Here is a 26,209-nt window from a genome sequence, read left to right on the forward strand (position 1 = left end):
CTTTCCGCCCCCGCGGTGTCGTACTTGGTGTCAGGACTTCTGGAGGGGGATCCGGGGGGATCGCGGGGGCTCCTGACGGGAGGGGAAAAGCCGAGGGGGCCCGGTCGACGGACCGGGCCCCCTCGAAACCGTTCGGGGTGTCAGCCGTTCGGGGCGTCAGAAGAAGACACCACACCTCAGCAGCACGTTCGCGTACGGCCGTGCCTCGCCCGTGCGGACCACGAGACGGGCCCCGGCCGACAGTTCCTTGAGCCGCTCGTGCGGGACGAGGACCAGCGAGGGGAAGCGCCCCTCCAGGAGCGCCGAAGCGTCCCGGTTCGCTTCCCGTACCTCGTCCGCCGCCGTGGCCCCCTCGACCACCAGCTCCTCCAGCAGCCCCTCCAGCACCTCCGCGAACGCCGGCACCCCGGCCCGGAAGGCCAGGTCCACCACCCGGGGCCCGTCGGGGATGGGCATGCCCGCGTCGCACACCAGCACCCCGTCCCCGTGGCCCAGTTCGGCGAGCGCCCCGGCGAGGTGGCGGTTCAGTATCCCGGCCCTCTTCATCGCGCGGCGACCTCCGCCGCCGACGGGAACGACACCTGCGCGCCCTCCTTCGTCACGGTCAACGCCCCGACCCGGGCCGCGTACGCCGCCGCCTGAGCCAGGGACTCGCCTGCCCCCAGCCGCACGGCCAGCGCCGCGGTGAACGCGTCGCCCGCGCCGGTCGTGTCCACGGCGCTCACCTTCACGGACGGGATCCGAAGTACGCCCTCCGCCGAGGCCACCAGCGCGCCTTCCGCGCCCAGCGTCACCACCACCGACCGCGGGCCCTTCGCGAGCAGGATCCGCGCCCAGTCCTCAGGGGTGTCCCCGACGGCGGACTCACCCAGGATCACCTTCGCCTCGTGCTCGTTGACGATCAGCGGGTCGCACGCCGCCAGCAGCTCCCGCGGCAGGGGGCGCGGCGGGGAGGGGTTCAGGACGAAGCGGCTGTCCGGCGCCAGGTTCCGGACCACCTCCACCACCGTCTCCAGCGGGATCTCCAACTGCGTCGAGACCACCTTGGAGCTCTGGAACAGGCACCCGGCGGCGCGCACGTCCTGCGGGGACAGCCGGCCGTTCGCGCCCGGTGAGACGACGATGCTGTTGTCCCCGGACGGGTCGACCGTGATCAGCGCGACCCCGGTCGGCGCGCCCCCCACCAGGACACCGACCGTGTCGACACCGGCCTCCCGCTGCGAGTCCAGCAGCAGCCTGCCGTACGCGTCGTCGCCGACCCGGGCCAGCAGAGCCGTGCGGGCACCGAGCCGGGCGGCCGCGACCGCCTGGTTCGCGCCCTTGCCGCCCGGATGGACGGCCAGGTCGGAGCCGAGCACGGTCTCGCCGGCTCCGGGCCGGCGCTCGACACCGACCACCAGGTCGGCGTTGGCCGACCCCACGACCAGGAGGTCGTAGTCGTACATGAGTCGTCTCCCCACGTGAGTGACATGGGCGGGCGGTTTCCACACGCTGTGGACGACCGCCCGCCGTTCCCCGATGTCAGCCGCTGAAGCCGGCCACGTTCTCCTTCGTGACCACCTTCACCGGTACCTTCACCGTCTCCTCGACCTTCTTGCCCTGAAGCGCCCGCAGCGCGTTGTCCACCGCGATCTTCCCGAGCTGGGACGGCTGCTGCGCCACGGACGCGTACAGCGTGCCGCCCTCGACCGCCTTCAGTCCGTCAGGCGTGCCGTCGAAGCCGACCACGGAGACCGACGTGCCGGCCTTGGAACCCAGCGCCTTGATCGCGCCCAGCGCCATCTCGTCGTTGGCGGCGATGACCCCCTGGACGTCCGGGTGGGCCTGCAGCAGGTTCGACATCACGTCGAGGCCCTTGGTGCGGTCGAAGTCGGCGGGCTGCTGGGCCACGACCCGGATGCCCGGGTAGGCCTTCAGCCCGTTGGCGAAGCCCTCGGCGCGCTCCCGGGCCGCGGACGTGCCCGCCTGGCCCTGCAGAATCACGATCTTGCCCTTGCCGCCCAACTTGTCGGCGATTGCCTTGGCGGCCAGCTCGCCGCCGGCCACGTTGTCGGAGGCGACCAGCGTGGCCGTCCTGGCGTCGTTGACGACGCGGTCGACGGCGACGACCGGGATCCTCGCCTTGCCGGCGGCCTTCACCGAGTTGCTCGCCGCGTCCGAGTCCACCGGGTTGACGATGATCGCGCCGAGTCCGGAACTGGTGAAGTTCTGCAGCTGGTTGGCCTGCTGGGAGACGTCGTTCTGGGCGTCCGTGACGGTCAGGTCCACGCCCAGCCGCTTCGCCTCGGCCTGGGCACCCGCCCGGATCTGCACGAAGAACGGGTTGTTGAGGGTGGACAGCGACAGGCCCATCTTCGGGGTGCTCGCGGCGGAGGAGCCGTTGTGCAGGAAGGACGTGGCGCCGACGATCGCGACGGTGACCACGGCCGCCAGCCCGTACGTCGCCGCCTGCCTGCCCTTCGGCCCGCCGGTGCCGGCCGCCACCGGCGTCGCCCCCGCCTTGCGCCGCAGCGTGTCGAACAGCACCGCCAGCGCGATGACGACGCCGATGACGACCTGCTGCCAGAACGCGGAGACGTTCAGCAGGTTCAGCCCGTTGCGCAGCACCGCCAGGATCAGCGCGCCGACCAGCGTGCCGGACGCCTTGCCCGTGCCGCCCGCGAGGGACGCGCCGCCGATGACGACGGCGGCGATCGCGTCGAGCTCGTAGCCGTCGGCGGCCTGGGGCTGCGCGGAGGAGAGCCGGGCGGCGAGCACCACACCGGCGACGGCGGCGAAGACGCCGGAGAAGGCGTAGACGGCGAGCTTCTGCTTCTTCACGCGCAGACCGGACAGCCGCGCGGCCTCCTCGTTGCCGCCGATCGCGTACATCGAGCGGCCGATGTAGGTCCGGCCGAGGACGAAGGCGGTGATCAGACCCATCACGGCCATCACCAGGACCGGCACCGGCAGCCAGCCGCCGAGCGTGTCGCCGAGGTGGGAGACCGAGTCGGGGAACGCGATCGGTGAGCCCTCGGAGATCACGAGGGACAGACCGCGCGCCACGGACAGCATGGCCAGCGTCGCGATGAACGGCGGCAGCTTGCCGTAGGAGATCAGGATGCCGTTGACCAGGCCGCAGACGATGCCCGTCGCCAGGGCGAGGAGCACGGCGGCGAACACCGGGACACCCGCCGAGGTGGCGCTCCACGCCAGGACCGTGGCCGACAGCGCGGCGACCGAGCCGACCGACAGGTCGATGCCCGCCGAGACGATCACGAAGGTGACGCCGAAGGCGAGGACGGCGGTGACGGCCGCCTGCACGCCGACGTTGAGGAGGTTGTCCGTCGTCAGGAAGGCACCGGACAGCGCCGACATCGCGATGACGAGGACGATGAGCGCGGTGAGCGCCCCGTTGTCGAGCAGCAGGCGGCGCAGGCCGCCCGAGGCGCCCTGCGCGCCCGTCGTGCTCTTGAGCGTGTCAGTGGCCACGGGAGGCCTCCTTGTCGGTGCTGGGGTTGCTTACGGCGAGGGCCATCACGGCGTCCTGGGTCGCCTCGTCGGCGGAGAGTTCACCGGCGATCCGCCCCTGGGCCATCACCAGCACCCGGTCGCTCATGCCGAGCACCTCGGGAAGATCGCTGGAGATCATCAGGACGGCCGCGCCGGCGGCGGTGAGTTCGTTCACGAGCTGGTAGATCTCGACCTTGGCGCCGACGTCGATCCCCCGCGTCGGCTCGTCGAGGATCAGCACCTTGGTGTCGGCGAGCAGCCACTTGCCGATGACGACCTTCTGCTGGTTGCCGCCGGACAGGGTGCGCACGCGCTGGCCGAGGCCCGCCATGCGCACGCCGAGCTGCTGCGCGATCCGCTCGGCGGCCTCGCGCTGCCCCTTGAGATCGACGAGCCCGGCGCGCGTGGCCGACCGCAGCGTCACCAGCCCGAGGTTCTCCTCGACCGACGCGTCCAGCACCAGGCCCTGCCCCTTGCGGTCCTCGGGGATGAGCCCGATGCCCGCGGTCATCGCCGCGTTGACGTCGGACTTCGGGACGGCGGAACCGGCGACCTTCACGGCCCCCTCGTCGTACGGATCCGCCCCGAACACGGCCCGCACGACCTCCGTGCGCCCCGCGCCGACCAGCCCCGCCACGCCGACGACCTCACCGGCGTGCACCTCGAAGCTGACGTCGTGGAAGACCCCGTCACGCGTGAGCCCCTCGACGGTGAGCAACGCGGCGCCCCGGTCGGGCCGCGCGCGCGGGTACTGCTGCTCGATCGACCGCCCCACCATCAGCCGGACGAGCTCGTCCTCAGGCGTGGAGGCGGGCACCTGCCCGACACTCCTCCCGTCCCGTATGACGGTCACCCGGTCGCCGAGGGCGGCGATCTCCTCCAGGTGGTGGGTGATGAACACGATCCCGACGCCGTCCTCGCGCAGCTTCCGCACGATCGCGAAGAGCTTCTCGACCTCCTCGGAGGTGAGCACGGCGGTCGGCTCGTCCATGATCAGCACACGCGCGTCCAGGCTGAGCGCCTTGGCGATCTCGACCATCTGCAGGCGGGCGATGCCGAGTTCCCGCACCCGCGCGCGGGGCGACACGTTCACGCCGACCCGCCCGAGCAGGACCTCGGCGTCGGCCTCCATCCGCTTCCGGTCGATCATCCCGAACCGGCGCGGCTGCCGCCCCAGGAAGATGTTCTCGGCGACCGTCAGATCGGGCACCAGGTTGAACTCCTGGTAGATGGTCGCGATCCCGAGCCGTTCGGAGTCCTGCGCGCCCTGGATGCGCGTCTCCTCGCCGCCGACCAGGATCCGCCCGGCGTCGGGGGTATAGGCGCCGGAGAGCATCTTGATCAGCGTGCTCTTGCCCGCGCCGTTCTCACCGAGCAGCACATGCACCTCGCCCCGGCGCAGATCGAAGTCGACGCCGTCCAGCGCGACCACGCCCGGGAAGGTCTTGCGTATGCCCTCGATGCGCAGCAACTCGTCCGCGTCGCTCACGTCGTGCTCCTTTGCACTGGGGTGGGGGTCTCGCCGCAGGAGCGGCGTACGACGAGCCGGGCGGGAAGCGTGACGGACTCGCCCGGCCGTCCCTCGATGCGGTCGACCAGGGCGCGCACGGCGGCCCGCCCCAGCTCACCCGTCGGCTGGGCGATCGCGGTGACCGGCGGGTCGGTGTGCACGAACCACGGGATGTCGTCGAACGCGGCCAGCGCGATGTCGTCCGGCACGCGCAGGCCACGCGCGCGCACGGCGTCCAGCGCGCCGAGCGCCATCAGGTTGTCGGCCGCGAACACGACCTCCGGCGGCTCGGCCAGGTCGAGGAAGCCCTCGGTGACCCGCCGTCCGCTCTCGGCCTGGAAGTCGCCCTGGCCTGTGTAGGCGTCGGGCAGTTCGAGCCCGTACGCGGCCAGCGCCTCCCGGAACGCCTCCACGCGCTCCCGGCCGGTCGTGGTCGCCGCCGGTCCCGCGATGATGGCGAGGCGCCGGTGCCCGAGCCCGTACAGGTGCGCCACGAGATCCCGCACGGCCGCCTGCCCGTCCGCCCTCACCACCGGCACCTCCACGCCGGGGATCCACCGGTCGACGAAGACCATGGGCGTCCCGGCCCGCGCGGCGTCCAGCATCAGCGGCGAGCCGCCGTCCGTCGGGGAGAGGAGCAGCCCGTCGATCCGCCGGTCCAGCAGGGTGCGCACGTGGTGGTCCTGAAGGTCCGGCCGCTCGTCGGCGTTGCCGATGATGACGCTGTAGCCGAGCGCGCGGGCCTCCTCCTCGACGGAGCGGGCCAGCTCGGTGAAGTAGGGGTTCATCACGTCGCTGATGACCAGGCCGAGGGTGCGGGTCTGGTCGGTGCGCAGCGAGCGGGCGACGGCGTTCGGGCGGTAGCCCAGGGTCTCGACGGCGGCCAGCACGCGGGTGCGCGCGTCGGCGCTGACCGACGGGTGGTCGTTCAGGACGCGCGAGACCGTGGCGACGGACACGCCGGCCTCCGCAGCGACGTCCTTGATGCTGGCCACCGCCGCTCCACCTCCTTGTGGATCAGTCGGGTGAGCACCTTGGCTCGGGATGCTCGTGGAATCGATTACATCGACGGAGGGATGGAATCGATTACACGGCGGTAGGGCAAGACCCCTGGGGTATCTCTTGACCGGATCGTGATGTCGCGGCGACGCGCACACCGACCACCGATGAGTTTCGCCGCCCCGAGCGGTCCAATCCTCGTCACGGCCACAGGAGGAGTGCCATGCCCCAGCTACTGCGAGTGCAGAACTTCAACGTCTCGAGCGACGGTTTCGGTGCCGGTGAGGGCCAGAGCCTGGAGCGGCCGTTCGGCCACGCCGACCCCGGCACGATGTTCGCCTGGGCCGGCGCCACGGCGAGCTGGCCCAACCGCACCGACCCGGGCGGGAGCCGCGGCCTCGACGACTACCTGACCCGCGATTTCCGGAACAACATCGGCGCCGAGATCATGGGCCGCAACAAGTTCAGCCCCCACCGCGGCCCCTGGCAGGACCACGAGTGGAAGGGGTGGTGGGGCGAGGAACCCCCCTTCCACACCCCGGTGTTCGTCATGACCCACTACGACCGTCCCTCGTTCACCCTCTCCGACACCACGTTCCACTTCGTCGGCGGCGACCCGGCGGAGGTGCTGGAGCAGGCGCGCCAGGCCGCGCAGGGCAAGGACGTCCGCCTCGGCGGCGGCGCCACGGTCATCCGGGAGTTCCTGGACGCCGACCTGGTCGACACCCTGCACGTGGCCGTCTCGCCGGGTGTGAAACTCGGCTCCGGTTCCCGCCTCTGGGAGTCGCCCGAAGAGCTTCTCGACCGCTTCCACTGCGATGTCGTGCCGAGCCCGAGCGGGGTGACGCATCACTTGTTCTGGAGGAAGTGACTCGGCACTGGGGAACGTCTTGCCGACCATGAGGCCCGGGCGGGGGGATGGCCCCCCGCCGCCTCATCTGGCGAAACCGCCACCCCGCTACCGGCGCCTGTGCGCCATCGCTGACAGGCCGACGTCGTTGATGGGACATGATCACCCTGTATCGGGGAAGCCGACCCCGGGTCAGCGGGGGCCCGGCGGGACCAGGCCCGCCTCGTACGCGGAGATGGCCGCCTCCACCCGGTCGCGTACGCCCAGCTTCGCCAGCATCGCGCTGACGTGCGCCTTCACCGTGCCCTCGACGAGGTGCAGCCGACTCGCGATCTCCGCGTTGGACAGCCCCGCCCCGAGTCCGGCCAGCACCTCGCGCTCCCGTTCCGTGAGCCGCTCCAGTGAGCGGTGGGGGTGTGCCGCCCGGTGCGCGCGCATCGCGGCGATGACCCGGCCGGCGACCCGCGGGGACAGATAGGCCCCGCCGCCTCCTACCGCCTGCACCCCTTTTGAGGAGTTCCCTCGGGTCGTCCGCCTTCGGCAGGAAGCCGTCGGCGCCCCCCTTCCAGGGCGCGGGTGATGTACTCGTCCTGCCCGAAGGTCGTCAGCATGATCACACCGAGCCTTCGTGGCACCCGTCGTCGCAGCCGTCTTCTTCCTGCCATCCGCCTTCTACCTGGCCTGGCAACTGACGTCGAGCGTGCTGCCGCCCTCCCGGTTCGACGAGTTGACCATCGGCCGGCCGCGCGCCGAACTCGCCCCTCTGCTGCCGGCTCGCGCCTACCCTTACCCGTCCGACCACGCCCGTTCCGCATCCCGGCCCCCCGGCGCCCGTTTCGAGTTCTACCGTTCCGGCAGCGATCTGTTGAACCAAGTCGACCTCTACCGGCTCTGCTGGTCCGGCAACACGCTGCTGACGAAGGACACCGTGCCCGCAAGCCGCCCCTGACCGCCCCGAACAGAGTGAGGACCATGAAGTACGTCATACGCCGGATCACGGCCGAGGAATGGCGCGAGCTGCGCGCGATACGCCTTGAGTCCCTGCTGGACTCGCCCGACGCCTTCGGTGTCCGTCACGCCGACGCTGTCGAGCTCTCCGACCGCACGTGGCGGGAGCAGGCGGAGAGGGCCGCGACCGCGGCCGACGAAGGGCTTTTCGTAGCCATCGACGAGACCGGCTCCTGGGTCGGCACCGCCGGGGCCGCACCCCTGGACGGCATCCCCGACACCGCACATGTGCACGCCGTCTATGTCACCCCGGCGCACCGCGGTCCGGACGGTCCGGCGCGGGCGCTGATGGAAGCGGCAGTCGACTTCGCACGCGAGCACACCGATTGCGCCCGGCTCACCCTGGGGGTACGCGAGGACAATCATCGCGCCATGGCCTTTTACCGACGCATCGGGTTCCATGACCTCGGAGAGACCGTCCCCTACCCGCTGGACCCCACCAAGTTCTTGCGCATTCTGGGCTGCCCTGACTTCCGTGTCTCCCGGACTCCTGGCATGGTGCCGACTTCTGACATCAACACCGGTGTCCCGGTCGGTTCCCGGTCGGTTCCTCCTCGGACCTGACCCTCACCTCCTGCCGACAGACCGACCTCGAAGACTGGACGACCAGCCACGACGGCCAATGAGGACGGCGGATTCGACCCACGTGCCTGGCGCGGGGCCGTAGCGGTACCAGCCGGCCTGCCGTCGGCGGGAGAATCCCCCACTCCGGCTGCATCTGGAGCGCTCGGGCCACCGCGGACTCTGCTCGCCTGGGCTGTCGCGGGCGGCGAGCGCCCGATCGCTCCACTCAGCGTTTCAAGCCTCTCCTCGTGCTAGTCGCCCTCTTGGGCCGCCGCCTCCCGCATCCCGGTCAGGAAGCCCTTGATCGCGGCCAGTTCCCGCTCGTCGTACCCCTGCAACAGGCCCACCGCCCGGTCGATCAGCGGTCCGAAGTGGGACCAGCCGAGCGCGACCGCGCGCTCCTCCAGCTCGATCGTGACCTTGCGGCGGTCCCGCTCGCCACGCACCCGCCGCACATGCCCGGCCCGCTCCAGCCGGTCGACCAGCGCCGTGGTGCCCGCCGAGTTCAGCCCGAGCGCGGCACCGAGCCGTCCCGCCGTGGTCTCCTCGCCCGCCCGGGAGGCGTCCATCAGGGCGATCAGCGCACGCACGTCGGTGGGATGCATGCCGTTGCGCTGGGCGAACCGGGCGCTGTGCCGACCCAGGTCGACGACCACCGCGCGCAGCAGATGGACGATCTCCATCTCGGGCCCCTGCCCCCCTGTGCCCTCGTCCTCCTGGTCCGACACGGACCGCCTCCCCTATCATCTCGCTCAACAAGTATCTCGCTGGTCGAGATAATAGGGGGTCTGCCGCATGAACGCTCGCAGTACGTACGACATGGACGGCTTCCTCGCCGCCTACGACAAGGTCATGGCCAAGTGGCCGACCTCGCGTGAGGCCGCGACCGTGCCCACGCCCTTCGGCGCGACGCACGTGAACATGTGCGGCCCGGCCGACGCCCCTCCGCTCCTCCTGCTGCCGGGCGGCGGAAGCGCGACCTCCGCGTCCTGGTACCGGCAGGCCGCCGAACTCTCCCACGCCCACCGGCTCTACGCCGTCGACCTCATCGGCGCCCCGGGCCGAAGCACACCCGCCGCCGGTCGCCGGCCCCGCACGGTCACCGACCTGGTGGCCTGGATGGACGCCCTCCTCGAAGGCCTCGGTCTCGCGGGGACCGACTTGGGCGGGCACTCGTACGGGGCCTGGATCGCGCTGCACTACACCCTGCGCGCACCCCACCGGGTACGCCACCTGGTCCTCCTGGACCCGACCCAGTGCTTCGCCGGGTTCAAACCGGCCTACGCGCTGCACGCGCTGCCGATGCTGCTGCGGCCCTCACCCCGACGGGTCCGCAGCTTCCTGGAGTGGGAGACCGGGGGCGCCTCCCTCGACGCCGACTGGCTCGCCCTCCAGGAGGCGGCAGCCGGATTCCCGACTCTGCGCCCGGTGACCGGACCGCGCCCGCAGCCGGTCGCTCTGCGTGGCCTGAAGCCGCCCGTCCTGGTGCTCCTCGCGGGAGACAGCAGGACCCACGATCCCGCCAAGGTGGCCGCCGGAGCCGAGGCGCTCCTACCGCACGTCACGACCACCACGCTGCCGCACGTGTCCCACCACGCCCTGCCGCACGCCGCCCCGCCCGAAGTGAGCCGCCACATCGCCGACTTCTTCACCCGTTAACTCCCTTTCGCAGGGAAGGCGCGCCCCTCTGCTCTCCGCGACCCGCTTGACGTCCCGCAGGCACTCCGTGAGCCGCAGGGCCAGGTAGTGCAGTTCCGCGCTCGTCACCCGGCGCTCGGCGAGGAGTCCGGCGGCGTGGGCGAGGAGGTCGTCCGCCATGGCGAGGTGCACGTCCTCGATCTCGTCGGCGAGCCGCGAGACGTACCCCGTCCCGTCGCCGACGAGGTAGCAGGGCTTGCCCTCCGGGCTGGTCCACGGCAGCAGACGCCCTGCCCGTCTGTCGGTCATGCGCTCGCCCCCGCCGACAGATACGGCCGGACCAGCCGGTTGTCCTCGCCGCGCAGCGGGCGCTCCTCCGGGCGGCTGGCCACCGCGCCGTTGACCCCGTCGCGGCAGTACGGGCACGGGGGCGGGGGCGGCGCCGGGGATCGCCGTCGCCGTCCGCGTGGCGGGAACAGGACGCGGAGGAGCGGTTCGAGGGCTCTGGCGATGAGGTCCGTCATGTCTGCTCTGCCTTCCGACCTGGGGTGACTGCGTTCTGTGGTGAATCACTCACAGAGTGGGGTCGGCGGTGGCTACGCTGCCAGGGGGGTGAGCTTGACATCGCGCTTGTCAAGAAGAGGAGTTGGCCGCATGGACGAACGTCGTACGCCTCGAACGCTGCGGGAGAAGTACGGGGAGGAGCTGAGGCTACGGCGGAACGGGGCGCGCCTCACCCAGGAGGAACTGGGCGATCAGGTCGTGTGCTCCTCCACGCTGATCAGCCACTTCGAGGCGGGCAGGCGGCTGCCGAAACCCGATGACGCCCAGCGGATCGACCGGGCGCTGGGGACGGACGGGTTCTTCTCGCGGTGGCTGGAGGACCTGGAGTCGAAGTACACCGACCACTTCGCGGCCGTTGCCGAGCTGGAGCAACTGGCCGTACTGATCCAGCAGTTCGCGCTCTCGCTGGTACCCGGAGTGCTCCAGACCGAGGACTACGCACGTGCGCTCTTTCGTGCGTACCGACCGAACCACACGTCCGAGGAACTTGACGAGCTCGTTGTCATCCGAACAAAGCGCCGACGAATCCTCGACGGACCGGCGCAGCCCGTGGTCTGGACTCTTCTCGACGAGGCGGTCCTCCGGCGTTGTGTGGGTGGGCCGCAGGTCATGGCTCAGCAGCTGCACAAGATCGCCGACATGGCCGAGGCGGGACGACTGCGGTTGCACGTCGTCCCGTACGGAGTGGGGGCGCACGCGCTCATGCAGAGTCTGCTCACGCTCATGACGTTCGAGGACTCCGCCCCCGTGGCCTACGTCGAGGGCTTCCAGACCGGGAACCTGATGGATGATCCGGCCCTGGTGAGCGCCTGTCAGACCGCTTACTCTCTGGCCCTGAGCGACGCGTTGGCGCAGCAGGAGTCACTCGCCCTCGTCAGGGCGGCAGCGGAGGAACACACACATGGTCACCACTGAAAGCGGCATCACCGGCTGGTACAAGTCCAGCTACAGCGGCGGCGACCAAGGGGAGTGCCTCGAAGTCGCCCCCGGCCCCACCACCGTCCCCGTCCGCGACAGCAAGACCACCGACGGCCCGGCCCTGCTCTTCTCGGCCGGAGGCTGGACCGCGTTCCTGACCGCCGTGAAGGAAGGCCGCATCAAGGGCTGACGCCGCTGTCACACCTCGCCGGTCCGTCGGATTCTGATGGAAGATCCGGCGCTGGTGAGGTCCTGCCAGGCGGCCTACGCTCTGGCTCTGAGCGATGCGTTGTCGCAGCAGGAGTCACTGGCGCTCGTCAGGTCGGCAGCAGAGGATCACACGCATGATCAGCAGTGAGCACACCGGGTGGTTCAAGTCCAGCTACAGCGGCGGTAGTCAAGCTGAGTGCCTCGAAGTCGCCCCCGGCCCCACCACCGTCCCCGTCCGCGACAGCAAGACCACCGACGGCCCGGCCCTGCTCTTCTCGGCCGGAGGCTGGACCGCGTTCCTGACCGCCGTGAAGGAAGGCCGCATCAAGGGCTGACGCCGCTGTCAGACTCCGCCGGTACCGTCGGATCATGCCCAACCACACGGGGAACCCCACCGCCGAAGAGCCGCGGCGGCTCGCCGTCCTCGAAGGAGTCCTCGAGCGGATCACGTACGCCAACGAGGAGAACGGCTACACGGTCGCCCGGGTCGACACCGGCAGAGGCGCCGGTGATCTGCTCACGGTCGTCGGTGCGCTGCTCGGTGCCCAGGTGGGGGAGTCGCTGCGCATGGAGGGCCGGTGGGGGTCGCATCCCCAGTACGGCAAGCAGTTCCACGTGGAGAATTACACGACCGTGCTGCCGGCCACCGTCCAGGGCATCCGCCGCTACCTCGGCTCCGGCCTGGTCAAGGGGATCGGCCCGGTCTTCGCCGATCGCATCACGCAGCACTTCGGCCTGGACACACTGCGGATCATCGAGGAGGAGCCCAAGCGGCTCATCGAGGTTCCCGGCCTCGGCCCCAAGCGGACGAAGAAGATCGCGGACGCCTGGGAGGAGCAGAAGGCCATCAAGGAGGTCATGCTCTTCCTGCAGACGGTCGAGGTGTCCACGTCCATCGCCGTGCGCATTTACAAGAAGTACGGCGACGCGTCGATCTCGGTCGTGAAGAACCAGCCCTACCGGCTCGCCGCCGACGTCTGGGGCATCGGCTTCCTCACCGCCGACAAGATCGCCCAGAGCGTGGGCATCCCGCACGACAGCCCGGAGCGCGTCAAGGCGGGCCTGCAGTACGCGCTGTCGCAGTCCACCGACCAGGGGCACTGCTTCCTGCCCGAGGAGCAGCTGATCAAGGACGCGGTGAAGCTCCTCCAGGTCGACACGGGGCTTGTCATCGAGTGCCTCGCGGAGCTGGCCGAGCCCCCTGAGGACGGCGGGGACCCCGGCGTCGTACGCGAGAAGGTTCCGGGGCCGGACGGCGGGGAGCCCGTCACCGCGATCTACCTCGTCCCCTTCCACCGCGCCGAACTCTCCCTCGCCGCGCAGCTGCTGCGCCTCCTGGGTACCGAGGAGGACCGGATGCCGGGCTTCCGTGAGGTGGCCTGGGACAAGGCCCTCGGCTGGCTGAAGGGACGGACGGGTGCCGACCTCGCCCCCGAGCAGCAGGCAGCCGTCCGGCTCGCGCTGACCGAGAAGGTCGCCGTCCTCACCGGCGGTCCCGGCTGCGGCAAGTCCTTCACCGTCCGCTCGATCGTGGAGCTGGCCCGCGCCAAGAGGGCGAAGGTCGTGCTCGCGGCCCCGACCGGCCGGGCCGCCAAGCGGCTGTCCGAGCTCACCGGCGCCGAGGCCTCCACCGTGCACCGCCTGCTGGAGCTGAAGCCCGGCGGCGACGCGGCGTACGACCGCGACCACCCGCTGGACGCCGACCTGGTGGTGGTCGACGAGGCCTCCATGCTGGACCTGCTGCTGGCCAACAAGCTGGTCAAGGCGGTGCCGCCGGGTGCGCATCTGCTCTTCGTCGGGGACGTCGACCAGTTGCCCAGCGTGGGCGCCGGAGAGGTCCTCAGAGATCTCCTGGCCGACGGGAGCCCGATCCCCGCGGTCCGCCTCACCCGGGTCTTCCGGCAGGCCCAGCAGTCGGGCGTGGTGACGAACGCGCACCGGATCAACGCCGGGCAGCACCCGCTCACCGACGGCATGAAGGACTTCTTCCTGTTCGTCGAGGACGACACGGAGGCCGCCGGGCGGCTCACCGTGGATGTGGCGGCCCGTCGCATCCCGGCCAAGTTCGGACTCGACCCACGCCGGGACGTGCAGGTCCTCGCCCCCATGCACCGGGGGCCGGCGGGCGCGGGCACCCTCAACGGCCTGCTTCAGCAGGCGGTCACGCCCGGCCGCCCGGACCTCGCCGAAAAGAGATTCGGCGGACGGGTTTTCCGGGTCGGCGACAAGGTCACCCAGATTCGCAACAACTACGAGAAGGGCGAGAACGGTGTCTTCAACGGCACCGTGGGCGTGGTGACCTCGCTCGACCCGGTCGACCAGCGTCTGACGGTGCTGACGGACGAGGACGAGGAGGTTCCGTACGAGTTCGACGAGCTCGACGAGCTGGCCCACGCGTACGCCGTGACGATCCACCGCTCCCAGGGCAGCGAGTACCCGGCGGTCGTCATCCCGGTCACCACGGGCGCCTGGATGATGCTCCAGCGGAACCTGCTGTACACGGCGGTCACCAGGGCCAAGCAGCTGGTCGTCCTCGTCGGTTCGCGCAAGGCCATCGGCCAGGCGGTGCGCACGGTTTCGGCGGGCCGGCGTTGCACGGCACTCGACTTCCGGCTCGGTTCAACGAAAAATGATCGATCAAATTCGTCGTGAAGGTCACAAGGCTCTTCCAGAAGGGGGACGCAGGGGGCAGGATGAGCAAGTTGGCGGCACTCAGTGCCGTCCATAGGCCCGATGGTCGACCCCGAGTGCACTCTCCTGAGCCGAGTGGGGGATGGTAGAGACAGTCAGGGCACCTCGAAGATGAGGCACAACGTCGGTGAGGGAAGACGTGAGCGACAACTCTGTAGTACTGCGGTACGACGGCAACGAGTACACCTACCCGGTGATCGACAGCACCGTCGGTGACAAGGGCTTCGACATCGGGAAGCTCCGCGCCCAGACCGGTCTGGTGACGCTGGACAGCGGATACGGCAACACCGCCGCCTATAAATCCGCGATCACCTATCTCGACGGCGAGGCCGGCATCCTCCGGTACCGCGGCTACCCGATCGAGCAGCTGGCCGAGCGCTCCACCTTCCTGGAGGTCGCCTACCTGCTGATCAACGGCGAGCTGCCGACCGTCGATGAGCTCTCGTCGTTCAAGAACGACATCACGCAGCACACCCTGCTGCACGAGGACGTCAAGAACTTCTACAAGGGCTTCCCGCGCGACGCCCACCCGATGGCCATGCTGTCCTCGGTCGTCTCGGCGCTGTCCACCTTCTACCAGGACAGCCACAACCCCTTCGACGAGCGCCAGCGCAACCTCTCCACGATCCGCCTGCTCGCCAAGCTCCCGACGATCGCGGCGTACGCGTACAAGAAGTCGATCGGCCACCCGTTCGTCTACCCGCGCAACGACCTCGGTTACGTCGAGAACTTCCTCCGCATGACCTTCTCGGTCCCCGCGCAGGAGTACGAGCTCGACCCGGTCGTGGTCTCGGCGCTCGACAAGCTGCTGATCCTGCACGCGGACCACGAGCAGAACTGCTCGACCTCCACGGTCCGCCTGGTCGGTTCCTCGCAGGCGAACATGTTCGCGTCGATCTCCGCCGGCATCAACGCGCTGTGGGGCCCGCTGCACGGCGGCGCCAACCAGTCCGTGCTCGAGATGCTGGAGGGCATCCGCGACTCCGGCGGCGACGTCGACACCTTCATCCGCAAGGTGAAGAACAAGGAGGACGGCGTCCGCCTGATGGGCTTCGGCCACCGGGTCTACAAGAACTTCGACCCGCGCGCCAAGATCATCAAGGCCGCCGCGCACGACGTGCTGTCCGCCCTCGGCAAGTCCGACGAGCTGCTGGACATCGCGCTGAAGCTGGAGGAGCACGCGCTCTCCGACGACTACTTCGTCTCGCGCAGCCTCTACCCGAACGTCGACTTCTACACGGGCCTGATCTACCGGGCCATGGGCTTCCCGACCGAGATGTTCACGGTCCTGTTCGCCCTCGGCCGGCTGCCGGGCTGGATCGCCCAGTGGCACGAGATGATCAAGGAGCCGGGCTCCCGTATCGGCCGCCCGCGCCAGATCTACACGGGCGTCGTCGAGCGCGACTTCGTTCCCGTCGAGGAGCGCTGATCCCCGACCGGGGCCGCTCAGTCGCGGTACCGCCAAGCCCCCGCACCCGGCTCGCCGGACGCGGGGGCTTTCGCGTGCTCGCCCTGGTGCGGGTTCGGGTGCGCGGGTACGTGTGCGTTCATGCGCGTGACATACGGAAGGCGCCCCGGCGCCGGTCCCCCCACGGGCCGACGACCAGGGCGCCTTCCCAGTCCCGGTACGGATTCCCCCCACGGGATCCGGCCGGGCGTCTGTGAGGACAGCGCCTGAATCGCTGTGAGCACAACGAGCAAAACTCGCCGTACTTCGGTTGTGTGCGGTCTGCCGGGACAGCGCACGATCGAGAAGGCCGCTCAAAGCTTCCCGGTGTACGTGCCCCGGCAACGCCCCCCCGAGCTCTCAACTGCGTTCGAGCAGGGAGGTACCTCCACCTGGAGAAGTCCCCCAAGACATCCCCAGATGCCAGGTGGCGCCCCCCAAGACGCTGCCTGACATCGTCAACTTAGACCTTCGAACCCCTTCGATGGTTACGTTCACATCACTGTGATCTGCGTCTCGTGCTTCTGTCCGTTAGATACACAAGAGCCCGGATATGTCATCCGGGGCTCAAGCGTAAGGATGATGCGCGAGCCTTGTGAAGAGCTTATGTGAGCCGGGCTCCGGACTCCAGAGGGGCTCATGTCGCGTGCGGCCTGAACTCAGGGCGGATTCGGGGGACTTCACCGGAATGTCCGCAATCGCAGACTGTTCGTGACCACGAAGACCGACGAAAAGGCCATCGCCGCCCCGGCGATCATCGGGTTCAGCAGTCCCGCGGCGGCCAGTGGCAGCGCGGCCACGTTGTAGCCGAAGGCCCACACGAGATTGCCCTTGATGGTGGCCAGCGTCCGGCGGGACAGCCGGATCGCGTCCGCGGCCACCCGCAGGTCGCCGCGGACCAGCGTCAGGTCGCCCGCCTCGATCGCCGCGTCCGTACCGGTGCCCATGGCCAGACCCAGGTCGGCGGTGGCGAGCGCGGCCGCGTCGTTGACACCGTCGCCCACCATGGCGACGACCCGCCCCTCGGCCTGCAGCCGCCGTACGGCCTCCACCTTGTCCTCGGGCAGGACCTCCGCCACCACCCGGCCGATCCCCACGGCCTCCGCCACCGCCTCGGCCACCGCCCGGTTGTCCCCGGTCAGCAGCACCGGCGTGAGCCCCAGCGCGCGCAGCCGGCGCACCGCCTCGGCGCTGGTCTCCTTGACCGCGTCCGCCACCGCCAGGACGGCCAGCGCGGTCCCGTCCCAGCCGGCCAGGACGGCCGTCCGTCCGGCCCGCTCGGCCTCGTCCCGCTTCCGGGCCAGCTCCGGCGGTACGTCGTCGAAGAGCCGCCCCACGGCGACCTCACGGCCCTCCACCCGCCCGCGCACGCCCCGCCCGGGGACGTTCTCGAACCCTTCGACGTCCGGAAGGCTCCCGGCCCTCTCCTCGGCGCCCAGCGCGATCGCACGGGCCACCGGGTGCTCGGAGGCGTGCTCGACGGCGCCCGCGAGCCGCAGCACCTGCTTCTCGTCGGCGCCCTCGGTGACGTACACCTCCTGCAGGGCCATCCGGCCCGTGGTGACCGTGCCCGTCTTGTCCAGGACGACGGTGTCGATCCTGCGCGTCGACTCGAGCACCTCGGGGCCCTTGATGAGGATGCCGAGCTGGGCGCCGCGGCCCGTGCCGACCATCAGGGCGGTCGGAGTGGCCAGGCCCAGCGCGCAGGGGCAGGCGATGATCAGGACCGCGACACCGGCGGTGAACGCGGCGACGGCGTCGCCGGTCAGACCGAGCCACGCCCCGGCCGTGGCGACGGCGACCAGCAGGACCACCGGCACGAAGACCCCGGAGATCCGGTCGGCCAGCCGCTGCACCTCGGCCTTGCCGTTCTGCGCCTCCTCCACCAGCCTCGCCATCCGCGCGAGCTGCGTGCCGGCGCCGACCCGGGTGGCCTCGACGACGATCCGGCCGCCGACGTTGACCGTGGCGCCCGTGACCGCGTCCCCCGCCGTCACGTCCACCGGCACCGACTCGCCGGTCAGCATCGAGGCGTCCACCGCGGAGAGTCCCTCGACGACCATGCCGTCGGTGGCGATCTTCTCGCCGGGCCGCACGACGAACCGGTCGCCGACCGCCAGTCGCCGCGCGGGGATCCGCACCTCGCGGCCGTCCCGCAGTACGGCCACGTCCTTGGCGCCCAGTTCCATCAGCGCCCTGAGGGCCGCTCCGGCGCGGCGCTTGGAACGGGCCTCCAGGTAGCGGCCCAGCAGGATGAAGGCGGTGACGCCGGAGGCGACCTCCAGGTAGATCGACGAGGCGCCGTCGCCGCGCGAGACCGTGAGCTCGAACGGGTGCCGCATGCCCGGCATGCCCGCGTCACCGAGGAACAGCGCCCACAGGGACCAGCCGAACGCCGCCAGCGTGCCGAGGGAGACCAGGGTGTCCATGGTGGCGGCGCCGTGCCGCGCGTTTGTCCAGGCAGCCCGGTGGAACGGCAGCCCGCCCCAGACGACGACGGGTGCGGCGAGCGTGAGTGAGAGCCACTGCCAGTTGTCGAACTGCAGGGCCGGGACCATCGCCAGCAGGACGACGGGCAGGGCGAGGGCGGCCGAGACGACGAGACGGCGGCGGACGGCCGACAGCTCGGGGTCCTCGTCCTCGCTCCCGGTGGCAGGCGTCTCCTCGCGCGGCGGCTCGGGCTCCTGGGCGGTGTACCCGGTCTTCACCACGGTCGCGATCAGGTCGGCGACCTCGGTGCCCTCGGGATAGGTGACCCGGGCCTTCTCCGTCGCGTAGTTCACCGTGGCGGTGACGCCGTCCATGCGGTTGAGCTTCTTCTCGACGCGGGCCGCGCAGGACGCGCAGGTCATCCCGCCGATGAGCAGCTCGACCTCGGCGTGGGCGGGCTCGGAGCCGGCCGGTGCCTTGGCGGTGGTGCTGGTCATGTCGGTGACTCCAGGGGGATGCGGGGCGCCCGGAAGCGAACGGGCCGTACGGGCCGGGGCGGCGGCGTACGGCCCGTACGTCGGTACGAGTGCCGGGTCTGAGGCGTCTCAGGCGCGGGTCGTGCGGTCGGGCCGTGCTCAGGCCCGCGGGTCGTGCGGTCGGACCGTGCTCAGGCCCGCGGGTCGCGCGGTCGGGCCGTGCTCAGGCCCGGCCGGCCAGCTCGAAGCCGGCCTCGTCGACGGCCGCACGGACGGCCTCGTCGTCGAGCGGGCTCGCGGAGACGACGGTGACCTCGCCGGTGGAGGCGACGGCCGTCACCGAACTGACGCCGGGGATCTGGGAGATCTCGCCGGAGACGGCGCCCTCGCAGTGTCCGCAGCTCATCCCGCTCACCTTGTAGACGGTGGTGACGGGGCCCGTGGTGTCGGTCTGGGCGGTCATGTCGTTACTCCTCGGGGAGACATGTGGGGCTGTGGGGACCCCTGGGGGTCCATACACTCCCACTGTACCCCCAGGGGGTATCAATCCACGATGTCCTCGGCCAGCGGTCTCAGGTACCGCGAGAGGGCGGCCTTCAACTCCTCGATGTACGGCTCCCGCTCGGCTTCCTCATGGGCCAGGATCAGCTCCAGGCCCGCCTTGTAGATGCCGACGCACATCTGGGCGGTGCGAGTGACCGTCGCGGCCGGGGCGTCGGGTGCGAACGGGGCGAGGAGCGCCTCGACCCTGGCCACCAGCGTGGAGTGCAGCGCGTCGTGATCCTCGGCGATCCGCCCGGGGATGTCGGGGCCGTGCATCAGCACGAAGAAGGCCGGGTGGCGGCAGTTGAACTCGATGAAGCGGTCCACGGTCCCGGCGATCGCCTCCTCGAGCGGCGTCACCGCGGGGTCGATCGGCGCGAGCACCTCGTCGTACGACTGCCGCATCTCGTGCATCAGCCGACTGCCCAGCTCGATCGCGATCGCTTCCTTGTTCGGGAAGAACTGGTACAGCGTCCCCGGGGACACGCCCGCCTCACGGGCGATGGCGTTGGTGCTCGCGGCCGTGTAGCCGGTCGTGGAGAAGACCGTGGCGGCGGCTTCGAGCAGCTGGGCGATGCGGCGCTCACCGCGTGCCTGGCGGCGGCGCGGCCGCTCCTCCTCCGTCGTCGCCTCGGCTGGCTTTTCGGACTTCTCGGGCACCCGTCATCCCCAGGTCTCGGATCGCGATTGACAAACACGAGCGGCCGCTCGCATTCTGGAGTCGCAGGAATGCGAGCGATCTCTCGTGTTTGCCAGTCTATGGCAGCCCCGTGCTGCCAGGCTGCGCCTGGACACGGGCCACGGTGAAGGGGACACCGCACGATGACCGAAGTCAACACACCTCCGCCCGTCGGAGGCTGGACCCGTTTCGTCACCGCCCGGCCCAGGCTGTCGCTGCTGGCGGCGCTGATTCTCACCGCGCTCGCGGTGCTGGCCGGCAGCGGCGTCGCCGACCGGCTCGGCGCCGGCGGCTGGGAGGACCCCGCAGCCGAGTCCACCTACGCGACGAAGGCCCTGGAGCGCGAGTTCCCCGGCTCCCAGCCCAACCTGCTGCTCCTGGTCGACGCGGGCGACGCCTCGGTCGACGATCCGGCCGTCGCCGCCGAGGCCAGGCGCCTCGCCCAGCGGCTGGCCGGCGAGCAGGGCGTCACCGGCGTCGGCTCCTACTGGCAGTCCGGCACCCCGGCCCTGCGAGCCGAGGACGGCCGGGAGGCGCTGATAGCCGCCCGCATCACGGGTGAGGAGAAGACCGCGGGGGAGACCCTGCAGCGCCTCGCGCCCCACTACCGCGGCACGCACGGCCCGGTGGAGGTCACGGTCGGCGGCCCGGTCGCCGTACGGCACGAGATGCAGACGATCATCCAGGAGGACCTGACCCGGGCGGAGCTCATCGCCCTGCCGGTGACGCTGGTGCTGCTGGTGATGGTCTTCGGCAGCGCCGTCGCGGCCCTGCTGCCGCTCGGCATCGGCATCGTCGCGATCCTCGGGACGAACGCCATCCTGCGCGGCCTCACGGAACTCACCGACGTGTCGGTGTTCGCCATCAACCTCACCACGGCCCTCGGCCTCGGCCTCGCCATCGACTACGCGCTGTTCATCGTCCGCCGCTTCCGCGAGGAACTCTCCACCGGCGCCGCGACCTTGACCGCGATCGGCACGACCCTGCGCACCGCGGGCCGCACCGTGCTGTTCTCCGCCCTCACGGTCGCCGTGTCCCTCGCGGCGATGATGGTCTTCCCGCAGTACTTCCTGCGGTCCTTCGCCTACGCCGGGATAGCCGTCGTCCTGCTGGCCGCGGCGGCGGCGCTGATCCTGCTCCCGGCGGCGCTGACCCTGCTGGGGCACCGGGTCAACTCCCTCGATCTGCGCCGCCTGTTCCGGCGCGGGCGGCGACCCGGGACCGCCAGGGAGGAGGGCAGGACCTGGGCGCGCACGGCGAGGCTCGTCATGCGCAGGGCCCCGTTCTTCGCCCTCGGCACGACAGCCGTGCTCGTCCTGCTCGGGCTTCCCTTCCTGGGCGTGAGGTTCGGTACCGCCGACGACCGTCAGCTGCCGTCCACCGCCGAGTCCCATGTCGTGCAGCAGCACATCAGGGAGGGCTTCCCGGGCAGCCCCGGCGACGGCCTCGAGGTGCTCGCCGAGGGAAGGGCGACCGAGGCGCAGTACGGCGCCTACAAGGAGCGCATCGCCGCACTGCCCGATGTGCAGCGGGTCGACGGGCCGCTGGTGAAGGGCGACTCGGCCTACTTCACGGTGCTGCCCGAGGGCGAGGCGGTCGACGACCCGGCCCAGCGCCTCGTCGGGGAACTGCGCCGGGCCGAAGCACCCTTCGACACCAAGGTGACCGGCATGGCGGCCGTCCTCGTCGACTCCAAGGACGCCATCGGGGAACGCCTGCCGCTCGCGGCCGTCTTCATCACGATCGTCACGCTGCTCCTGGTCTTCCTCCTCACGGGCAGTGTGCTGATCCCGATCCAGGCCGTCGTGCTCAACGCGCTCAGCCTGACGGCCATGTTCGGCGCGGTCGTCTGGGTCTTCCAGGACGGCCACCTCTCCGGCCTGCTGGGTTTCACCAGCCCCGGCTCCATCGAGACGACCCTCCCGGTCCTGATGTTCTGCGTGGCCTTCGGCCTGTCCATGGACTACGGCGTGTTCCTCCTCTCCCGCATCAAGGAGGAGTACGACCACACCGGCGACCACGACCAGGCCGTCCGCCACGGCCTGGCGCGCACCGGCGGGCTGATCACGGCGGCGGCGGTCATCCTGGCCGTGGTCATGGTCGCGATAGGCACCTCCCGCGTCACCAACACCAAGATGCTGGGCCTGGGCATCGCCCTGGCGGTGCTGATGGACGCGATGATCGTCCGCAGCCTCCTGGTTCCCGCCGTCATGCGCCTCACGGGCCGCGCCACCTGGTGGGCACCGGGCCCCCTGCGCCGCTTCCACGAACGCTTCGGCCTGAGCGAGACCGACCAGGAAACGACGGGCGAGACGGAACGGGCCCGGGAGAAGGTGGGAGCCTCACGCTGAAGCGCCGGCGGCACTGGCGTTCCCCGAGGCGCTCCGCCGGTCGCCAGGCCACCCGGCGACCGGGACACGAAGAACGGAAGGCGGGTACGGCATGCGGGCCGTGGTGATCGAGCGGTACGGGGAGCCGGCCGAGGTCCGGGACGTCCCGGTGCCCGAACCCGCGGAGCACGGCGTGGTCGTCCGGGTCGAGGCCACGGGGCTGTGCCGGAGCGACTGGCACGGCTGGCAGGGTCACGACCAGGACATCACGCTGCCGCACGTGCCGGGGCACGAATTCGCCGGTGCCGTCGAGGAGGTGGGCTCGCGGGTGACCGGCTGGCGGCCCGGCGACCGGGTCACCGTGCCGTTCATCTGCGCCTGCGGCACCTGCCCGTCCTGCGCGGCCGGCGACCACCAGGTGTGCGAGCGCCAGACCCAGCCCGGCTTCATGCACTGGGGTTCCTTCGCCCAGTACGTGGCACTGGACCACGCCGACGTGAACCTCGTCGCGCTCCCCGGCGAACTGTCCTTCGCGACGGCGGCCTCCCTCGGCTGCCGGTTCGCCACGGCGTACCGGGCGGTGGTGCAACAGGGCCGGGTCGCGGCGGGGGAGTGGGTCGCGGTGCACGGGTGCGGCGGGGTCGGCCTCTCGGCGGTGATGATCGCGGCGGCGTCGGGCGCGCGGGTCGTGGCCGTCGACGTGTCGGCCCAGGCCCTGGACCTGGCGCGGGCCTTCGGGGCGGCGCAGTGCCTGGACGCGACGTCCGTGCCGGACACCGCGGCGGCGGTCCGTGACCTCACCGGCGGCGGCGCCCACCTCTCCCTCGACGCCCTCGGCTCACCCGCCACCTGTGCCGCCTCCGTGAACGGCCTGCGCCGCCGCGGCCGGCACGTCCAGGTGGGCCTGCTGCCCTCGCCGTCCGGCACGACCCCCGTGCCGATGGCCCGCGCGATCGCCCTGGAGCTCGAACTCCTCGGCAGCCACGGCATGGCCGCACACACGTACCCGCCGATGCTCGAGCTGGTCCGTGGCGGCGTACTGCGCCCCGACCTGCTGGTGACGTCCACGATCCCGCTCGACGAGGCCCCGGCCGCACTGGCGGCGATGGGCACGGCGCCGGGCGCGGGCGTGACCGTCATCGAGCCGTGGAGCTGACACCGCGAGAGGCCGAAGGCGAAGGTCATTCGTCGCGTCGGTTGCGGTTGCCGGGCCTGGAGGCCACCCACGCCCGGACCGTGTCGGCGTACCAGTAGGGCTTGCCGCCCTCGACGTGGTCGGGCGGGGGCAGCAGCCCGTGCTTGCGGTAGGACCGCACGGTGTCCGGCTGCACCCGGATGTGTGCCGCGATGTCCTTGTAGGACCACAGCCTTCGGTCGGTCATGACGTGCACCTCCCCGCGCGCACCACGGCGGGGCCGGGGGACGGCCGTCCGGGGGAGCCGGGCGCTGCGCTGGCGATCAACAAGCCTGTGACCGGTGAACGACGCTCGGTGACACAGGGCAGGGCCTGTGCGCCAGGTGTGACGGAAGCTCCGCTCGCCGGGGACACGTGTGACATGAAGCGGGTGTTTGTGACACGGCCGCCGCAAAGGCGCGCGCGGGGGCGTCGGCGTGGCGGCTTGACGCGGCGCCCTGGAGAGGCGGTCCCGGGTGCGGGGCCGAAGACTCGGAAGAGGACGGCCCCGCCGGAACGGGGCTCCGACCAGGCCGCACGGAAAGCGCTGTCATAATCTGGTCCGAATGTCCGGACAAAACATTGACAGGGCTTCGTGAAGGGGGCTAGAAAGCCGGGGAGAGCCGACACCGAGGGGAAGCCGATGGCGTACGACCTGATCACGATCGGGCGGATCGGGGTGGACCTGTATCCGCTCCAGACCGGCGTCCCGCTGCCGCAGGTCACGTCCTTCGGGAAGTTCCTCGGCGGCTCGGCGACGAACGTCGCGGTCGCGGCGGCCCGCCTGGGACACCGGACCGCGGTGATCACGCGCACCGGCGACGACCCCTTCGGCACGTACCTGCGCGAGGCCCTGCGGGACTTCGGCGTCGACGACCGCTGGGTCACCCCGGTCCCCGGCCTGCCCACGCCGGTCACCTTCTGCGAGGTCTTCCCGCCGGACGACTTCCCGCTGTACTTCTACCGGCAGCCCAAGGCCCCCGACCTGGAGATCGACGCCCACGACCTCGACCTCGACGCCATCCGGGACGCCCGCGTCTTCTGGGTCACGGGCACCGGCCTGAGCGAGGAGCCGAGCCGTACGGCGACCCTCGCGGCCCTCGCCCACCGCGCCAAGTCCGGCACGACGGTCTTCGACCTCGACTGGCGACCGATGTTCTGGACCGACCCGGACGCGGCCCGCCCCTTCTACGCGGAGGCCCTGCGCCACACCACCGTGGCCGTCGGAAACCTCGACGAGGTGGAGGTCGCCACCGGCGTCCGCGAACCGCACGCCGCCGCCCGAGCCCTCCTGGACGCCGGCGTCGAACTCGCCGTCGTCAAACAGGGCCCCAAGGGAGTCCTGGCCGTCAACCGGGAAGGCGAGGCCGCCGAGGTCCCGCCGCTCCCCGTCGACGTCCTCAACGGACTCGGCGCCGGAGACGCCTTCGGCGGCTGCCTCGTCCACGGGCTGCTGGCTGGCTGGGACCTGGAGAAGACCATGCGGCACGCGGGCGCCGCCGGGGCGATCGTCGCCTCCCGCCTGGAGTGCTCGTCCGCGATGCCCACACAGGACGAGATCGAGGCGGCCGTCACCGCGGGGGCCGTCAAGTGACCGTCGACGTCTGCGAACTCGTCCGCATCCGCAGCCACCGCCCGGAGGCGATCGCCGAGGCGGCCGCCCGCCGCACCCGCCGGCCGCTGCTGAACCCGAACGGCCGCCTGATGATCGTCGCCGCCGACCACCCGGCCCGCGGCGCGCTCAGTGCCGGCGGCCGCAGCATGGCCATGGCCAACCGCGCCGACCTCCTCGAACGCCTCTGCCTGGCCCTGTCCCGCCCGGGCGTGGACGGCGTCCTCGCCACCGCCGACATCCTCGACGACCTGCTGCTGCTCGGCGCCCTCGACGGCAAGGTCGTCCTGGGCTCGATGAACCGCGGCGGCCTCCAGGGCGCCGGCTTCGAACTGGACGACCGCTTCACCGGGCACCGCCCCGAGGACATCGAGCGCCTCGGCTTCGACGCGGGCAAACTGCTCCTGCGCATCGACTACGACGACCCGGGCTCCCTCACCACCATGGAGTCCACCGCCCGCGCCATCGACGCCATGGCAGCGCGCCGGCTCCCCGTCTTCGTCGAGCCGTTCATCAGCCGCCGTGACGCACAGGGCCGGCTCCGCAACGACCTCTCCGCCGAGGCCGTCACCAAGTCCATCGCCATCGCCTCGGGCCTCGGCGGCACGTCCGCGTACACCTGGCTGAAGGTCCCGGTCACCGACAACCCCGACGACATGGCCGAGGTCATGGCGACCTCCACCCTGCCCGCCGTGCTCCTCGGCGGGGAGGTCGGGGGTTCCGCCGAGGAGCAGGCCGGGGCGTACGAGAAGTGGCGCGGCGCCCTTCACCTGCCCACCGTGCGCGGGCTGGTGGTCGGGCGTTCGCTGCTGTACCCGGCGGACGGTGACGTGGCCGCCGCCGTGGACACCGCCGTAGGACTGCTGTGAGGGCCGCCTCATGACCAGTGTGCGCACCGAGGACCAGGAGTTCCACCCCCAGATCGCCTCCGGCGCGGGAAGCCGCTTTGCTTTGGCAGGAGCGAAGTGCGAGCGACAACTCCCCGCCCGCTACGGCCCCGCGCCGGAGGTCCCCCACACGAGGAGCACGCGGCCTCGCCGGGTGAACGCTCGCCGTGGCCGTCGCGTACCCGTG

The 26,209-nt window shown here is 71.1% G+C and carries 24 protein-coding genes and 2 pseudogenes; 14 read left to right on the top strand and 12 right to left on the bottom strand.

The window, feature by feature from the left end; genetic code table 11:
* Positions 1-156 precede the first annotated feature (156 nt).
* The 5 genes from rbsD to IE212_RS12465 form a co-directional block, all read right to left on the bottom strand.
* The gene (gene rbsD, locus IE212_RS12445; RefSeq protein WP_190197850.1) at positions 157-546 is read right to left on the bottom strand and encodes a D-ribose pyranase; all 390 of its coding nucleotides are present in this window, start codon (positions 544-546) and stop codon (positions 157-159) included.
* Positions 543-1,445, bottom strand: a complete 903-nt coding sequence (locus tag IE212_RS12450) for a ribokinase (protein WP_190197851.1) — start codon at positions 1,443-1,445, stop codon at positions 543-545. Before IE212_RS12450 ends, rbsD begins: the two co-directional genes overlap by 4 nt.
* A 76-nt stretch (positions 1,446-1,521) precedes the next feature.
* Positions 1,522-3,471 carry an ABC transporter permease/substrate-binding protein gene (locus IE212_RS12455; protein ID WP_190197852.1) on the bottom strand — a complete coding sequence of 650 codons (1,950 nt, stop codon included), beginning with the start codon at positions 3,469-3,471 and terminating at the stop codon, positions 1,522-1,524.
* Complete coding sequence (locus IE212_RS12460; RefSeq protein ID WP_190197853.1) at positions 3,461-4,981, bottom strand: sugar ABC transporter ATP-binding protein; 1,521 nt, start codon at positions 4,979-4,981, stop codon at positions 3,461-3,463. The genes IE212_RS12455 and IE212_RS12460 overlap by 11 nt, the downstream gene beginning before the upstream one ends.
* On the bottom strand, positions 4,978-5,997 hold the full coding sequence (locus IE212_RS12465; protein ID WP_190197854.1) for a LacI family DNA-binding transcriptional regulator: 1,020 nt from the start codon (positions 5,995-5,997) through the stop codon (positions 4,978-4,980). Before IE212_RS12465 ends, IE212_RS12460 begins: the two co-directional genes overlap by 4 nt.
* A gap of 227 nt (positions 5,998-6,224) precedes the next feature.
* On the opposite strand from IE212_RS12465, the gene IE212_RS12470 reads away from it, so the two are divergent.
* Positions 6,225-6,872, top strand: a complete 648-nt coding sequence (locus IE212_RS12470) for a dihydrofolate reductase family protein (RefSeq protein ID WP_190197855.1) — start codon at positions 6,225-6,227, stop codon at positions 6,870-6,872.
* A gap of 171 nt (positions 6,873-7,043) precedes the next feature.
* Here IE212_RS12470 and IE212_RS35515 read toward each other — a convergent pair.
* A pseudogene (locus IE212_RS35515) lies at positions 7,044-7,474 on the bottom strand (LuxR C-terminal-related transcriptional regulator); the annotation flags it as partial.
* Between the two features lie 5 nt (positions 7,475-7,479).
* Here IE212_RS35515 and IE212_RS12480 point away from each other — a divergent pair.
* Together IE212_RS12480 and IE212_RS12485 are read left to right on the top strand one after the other, a co-directional pair.
* The gene (locus IE212_RS12480; RefSeq protein WP_229864243.1) at positions 7,480-7,800 is read left to right on the top strand and encodes a hypothetical protein; all 321 of its coding nucleotides are present in this window, start codon (positions 7,480-7,482) and stop codon (positions 7,798-7,800) included.
* 23 nt (positions 7,801-7,823) lie between these two features.
* Complete coding sequence (locus IE212_RS12485) at positions 7,824-8,423, top strand: GNAT family N-acetyltransferase (protein ID WP_190197856.1); 600 nt, start codon at positions 7,824-7,826, stop codon at positions 8,421-8,423.
* A gap of 251 nt (positions 8,424-8,674) precedes the next feature.
* Here IE212_RS12485 and IE212_RS12490 read toward each other — a convergent pair whose 3' ends face one another.
* On the bottom strand, positions 8,675-9,106 hold the full coding sequence (locus IE212_RS12490) for a MarR family winged helix-turn-helix transcriptional regulator (protein ID WP_190198007.1): 432 nt from the start codon (positions 9,104-9,106) through the stop codon (positions 8,675-8,677).
* 112 nt (positions 9,107-9,218) lie between these two features.
* Here IE212_RS12490 and IE212_RS12495 point away from each other — a divergent pair, with 112 nt between their 5' ends.
* Entirely contained in the window at positions 9,219-10,082 is an 864-nt protein-coding gene (locus IE212_RS12495) for an alpha/beta fold hydrolase (RefSeq protein WP_190197857.1), read from the top strand.
* 284 nt (positions 10,083-10,366) lie between these two features.
* Here the strand turns inward: IE212_RS12495 and IE212_RS12500 are convergent, their stop codons facing one another.
* The gene (locus IE212_RS12500) at positions 10,367-10,585 is read right to left on the bottom strand and encodes a hypothetical protein (RefSeq protein WP_190197858.1); all 219 of its coding nucleotides are present in this window, start codon (positions 10,583-10,585) and stop codon (positions 10,367-10,369) included.
* Between the two features lie 130 nt (positions 10,586-10,715).
* On the opposite strand from IE212_RS12500, the gene IE212_RS12505 reads away from it, so the two are divergent.
* The 5 genes from IE212_RS12505 (at position 10,716) to IE212_RS12525 (ending at position 15,873) form a co-directional block, all read left to right on the top strand.
* The gene (locus tag IE212_RS12505; RefSeq protein ID WP_190197859.1) at positions 10,716-11,540 is read left to right on the top strand and encodes a helix-turn-helix domain-containing protein; all 825 of its coding nucleotides are present in this window, start codon (positions 10,716-10,718) and stop codon (positions 11,538-11,540) included.
* Positions 11,527-11,733 carry a DUF397 domain-containing protein gene (locus tag IE212_RS12510; RefSeq protein ID WP_190197860.1) on the top strand — a complete coding sequence of 69 codons (207 nt, stop codon included), beginning with the start codon at positions 11,527-11,529 and terminating at the stop codon, positions 11,731-11,733. The genes IE212_RS12505 and IE212_RS12510 overlap by 14 nt, the downstream gene beginning before the upstream one ends.
* A 154-nt stretch (positions 11,734-11,887) precedes the next feature.
* Complete coding sequence (locus tag IE212_RS12515; protein ID WP_190197861.1) at positions 11,888-12,088, top strand: DUF397 domain-containing protein; 201 nt, start codon at positions 11,888-11,890, stop codon at positions 12,086-12,088.
* A 34-nt stretch (positions 12,089-12,122) separates the two neighbouring features.
* On the top strand, positions 12,123-14,405 hold the full coding sequence (gene recD2, locus IE212_RS12520; RefSeq protein ID WP_190197862.1) for an SF1B family DNA helicase RecD2: 2,283 nt from the start codon (positions 12,123-12,125) through the stop codon (positions 14,403-14,405).
* Positions 14,406-14,583: 178 nt separating this feature from the next.
* Positions 14,584-15,873, top strand: a complete 1,290-nt coding sequence (locus IE212_RS12525; protein ID WP_190197863.1) for a citrate synthase — start codon at positions 14,584-14,586, stop codon at positions 15,871-15,873.
* Between the two features lie 698 nt (positions 15,874-16,571).
* On the opposite strand, the gene IE212_RS12530 is transcribed toward IE212_RS12525, so the two are convergent.
* From IE212_RS12530 to IE212_RS12540, 3 genes are all read right to left on the bottom strand, one after another.
* Positions 16,572-18,818, bottom strand: a complete 2,247-nt coding sequence (locus tag IE212_RS12530; RefSeq protein ID WP_190197864.1) for a heavy metal translocating P-type ATPase — start codon at positions 18,816-18,818, stop codon at positions 16,572-16,574.
* 202 nt (positions 18,819-19,020) lie between these two features.
* Positions 19,021-19,260: a heavy-metal-associated domain-containing protein gene (locus tag IE212_RS12535; protein ID WP_190197865.1), complete on the bottom strand. Its 240-nt coding sequence runs from the start codon at positions 19,258-19,260 to the stop codon at positions 19,021-19,023.
* Positions 19,261-19,340: 80 nt separating this feature from the next.
* Positions 19,341-20,000 carry a TetR/AcrR family transcriptional regulator gene (locus IE212_RS12540; RefSeq protein ID WP_190197866.1) on the bottom strand — a complete coding sequence of 220 codons (660 nt, stop codon included), beginning with the start codon at positions 19,998-20,000 and terminating at the stop codon, positions 19,341-19,343.
* A 162-nt stretch (positions 20,001-20,162) separates the two neighbouring features.
* Between IE212_RS12540 and IE212_RS12545 the strand changes: the two genes are divergently transcribed.
* Positions 20,163-22,370, top strand: coding sequence for an MMPL family transporter (locus tag IE212_RS12545; RefSeq protein ID WP_190197867.1), 2,208 nt, complete (start codon positions 20,163-20,165; stop codon positions 22,368-22,370).
* Between the two features lie 91 nt (positions 22,371-22,461).
* Positions 22,462-23,505 (top strand): zinc-dependent alcohol dehydrogenase family protein, encoded by a 1,044-nt coding sequence (locus IE212_RS12550; protein WP_190197868.1) that lies wholly within the window; start codon positions 22,462-22,464, stop codon positions 23,503-23,505.
* 25 nt (positions 23,506-23,530) lie between these two features.
* Here the strand turns inward: IE212_RS12550 and IE212_RS12555 are convergent, their stop codons facing one another.
* On the bottom strand, positions 23,531-23,731 hold the full coding sequence (locus tag IE212_RS12555) for a helix-turn-helix transcriptional regulator (protein WP_190197869.1): 201 nt from the start codon (positions 23,729-23,731) through the stop codon (positions 23,531-23,533).
* A 435-nt stretch (positions 23,732-24,166) separates the two neighbouring features.
* Here IE212_RS12555 and iolC point away from each other — a divergent pair, with 435 nt between their 5' ends.
* The 3 genes and pseudogenes from iolC to IE212_RS34915 all read left to right on the top strand — a co-directional run.
* Positions 24,167-25,117, top strand: a complete 951-nt coding sequence (gene iolC / locus IE212_RS12560) for a 5-dehydro-2-deoxygluconokinase (RefSeq protein WP_190197870.1) — start codon at positions 24,167-24,169, stop codon at positions 25,115-25,117.
* A complete protein-coding gene (locus IE212_RS12565) occupies positions 25,114-26,004 on the top strand; it encodes a Cgl0159 family (beta/alpha)8-fold protein (protein ID WP_190197871.1) in 891 nt (296 codons plus the stop codon). The genes iolC and IE212_RS12565 overlap by 4 nt, the downstream gene beginning before the upstream one ends.
* Before the next feature lie 49 nt (positions 26,005-26,053).
* A pseudogene (locus IE212_RS34915) lies at positions 26,054-26,149 on the top strand (5-deoxy-glucuronate isomerase); the annotation flags it as partial.
* Between the last annotated feature and the right edge of the window lie 60 nt (positions 26,150-26,209).

This window comes from Streptomyces djakartensis, assembly GCF_014651075.1.
In the GTDB taxonomy this organism is placed as follows: Bacteria; Actinomycetota; Actinomycetes; order Streptomycetales; family Streptomycetaceae; genus Streptomyces; species Streptomyces djakartensis.

What these genes read in the sequence shown, in the direction of transcription:
- IE212_RS12550 (WP_190197868.1), top strand. Translation starts at nt 22,462, where the DNA reads ATGCGGGCCGTGGTGATCGAGCGGTACGGGGAGCCGGCCGAGGTCCGG.
- IE212_RS12450 (WP_190197851.1), bottom strand. Translation starts at nt 1,445, where the DNA reads ATGTACGACTACGACCTCCTGGTCGTGGGGTCGGCCAACGCCGACCTG.
- IE212_RS12510 (WP_190197860.1), top strand. Translation starts at nt 11,527, where the DNA reads ATGGTCACCACTGAAAGCGGCATCACCGGCTGGTACAAGTCCAGCTAC.
- IE212_RS12500 (WP_190197858.1), bottom strand. Translation starts at nt 10,585, where the DNA reads ATGACGGACCTCATCGCCAGAGCCCTCGAACCGCTCCTCCGCGTCCTG.
- IE212_RS12470 (WP_190197855.1), top strand. Translation starts at nt 6,225, where the DNA reads ATGCCCCAGCTACTGCGAGTGCAGAACTTCAACGTCTCGAGCGACGGT.
- IE212_RS12485 (WP_190197856.1), top strand. Translation starts at nt 7,824, where the DNA reads ATGAAGTACGTCATACGCCGGATCACGGCCGAGGAATGGCGCGAGCTG.
- iolC (WP_190197870.1), top strand. Translation starts at nt 24,167, where the DNA reads ATGGCGTACGACCTGATCACGATCGGGCGGATCGGGGTGGACCTGTAT.
- IE212_RS12505 (WP_190197859.1), top strand. Translation starts at nt 10,716, where the DNA reads ATGGACGAACGTCGTACGCCTCGAACGCTGCGGGAGAAGTACGGGGAG.
- IE212_RS12495 (WP_190197857.1), top strand. Translation starts at nt 9,219, where the DNA reads ATGAACGCTCGCAGTACGTACGACATGGACGGCTTCCTCGCCGCCTAC.
- recD2 (WP_190197862.1), top strand. Translation starts at nt 12,123, where the DNA reads ATGCCCAACCACACGGGGAACCCCACCGCCGAAGAGCCGCGGCGGCTC.
- IE212_RS12515 (WP_190197861.1), top strand. Translation starts at nt 11,888, where the DNA reads ATGATCAGCAGTGAGCACACCGGGTGGTTCAAGTCCAGCTACAGCGGC.
- IE212_RS12555 (WP_190197869.1), bottom strand. Translation starts at nt 23,731, where the DNA reads ATGACCGACCGAAGGCTGTGGTCCTACAAGGACATCGCGGCACACATC.
- IE212_RS12530 (WP_190197864.1), bottom strand. Translation starts at nt 18,818, where the DNA reads ATGACCAGCACCACCGCCAAGGCACCGGCCGGCTCCGAGCCCGCCCAC.
- IE212_RS12545 (WP_190197867.1), top strand. Translation starts at nt 20,163, where the DNA reads ATGACCGAAGTCAACACACCTCCGCCCGTCGGAGGCTGGACCCGTTTC.
- rbsD (WP_190197850.1), bottom strand. Translation starts at nt 546, where the DNA reads ATGAAGAGGGCCGGGATACTGAACCGCCACCTCGCCGGGGCGCTCGCC.
- IE212_RS12490 (WP_190198007.1), bottom strand. Translation starts at nt 9,106, where the DNA reads ATGGAGATCGTCCATCTGCTGCGCGCGGTGGTCGTCGACCTGGGTCGG.
- IE212_RS12535 (WP_190197865.1), bottom strand. Translation starts at nt 19,260, where the DNA reads ATGACCGCCCAGACCGACACCACGGGCCCCGTCACCACCGTCTACAAG.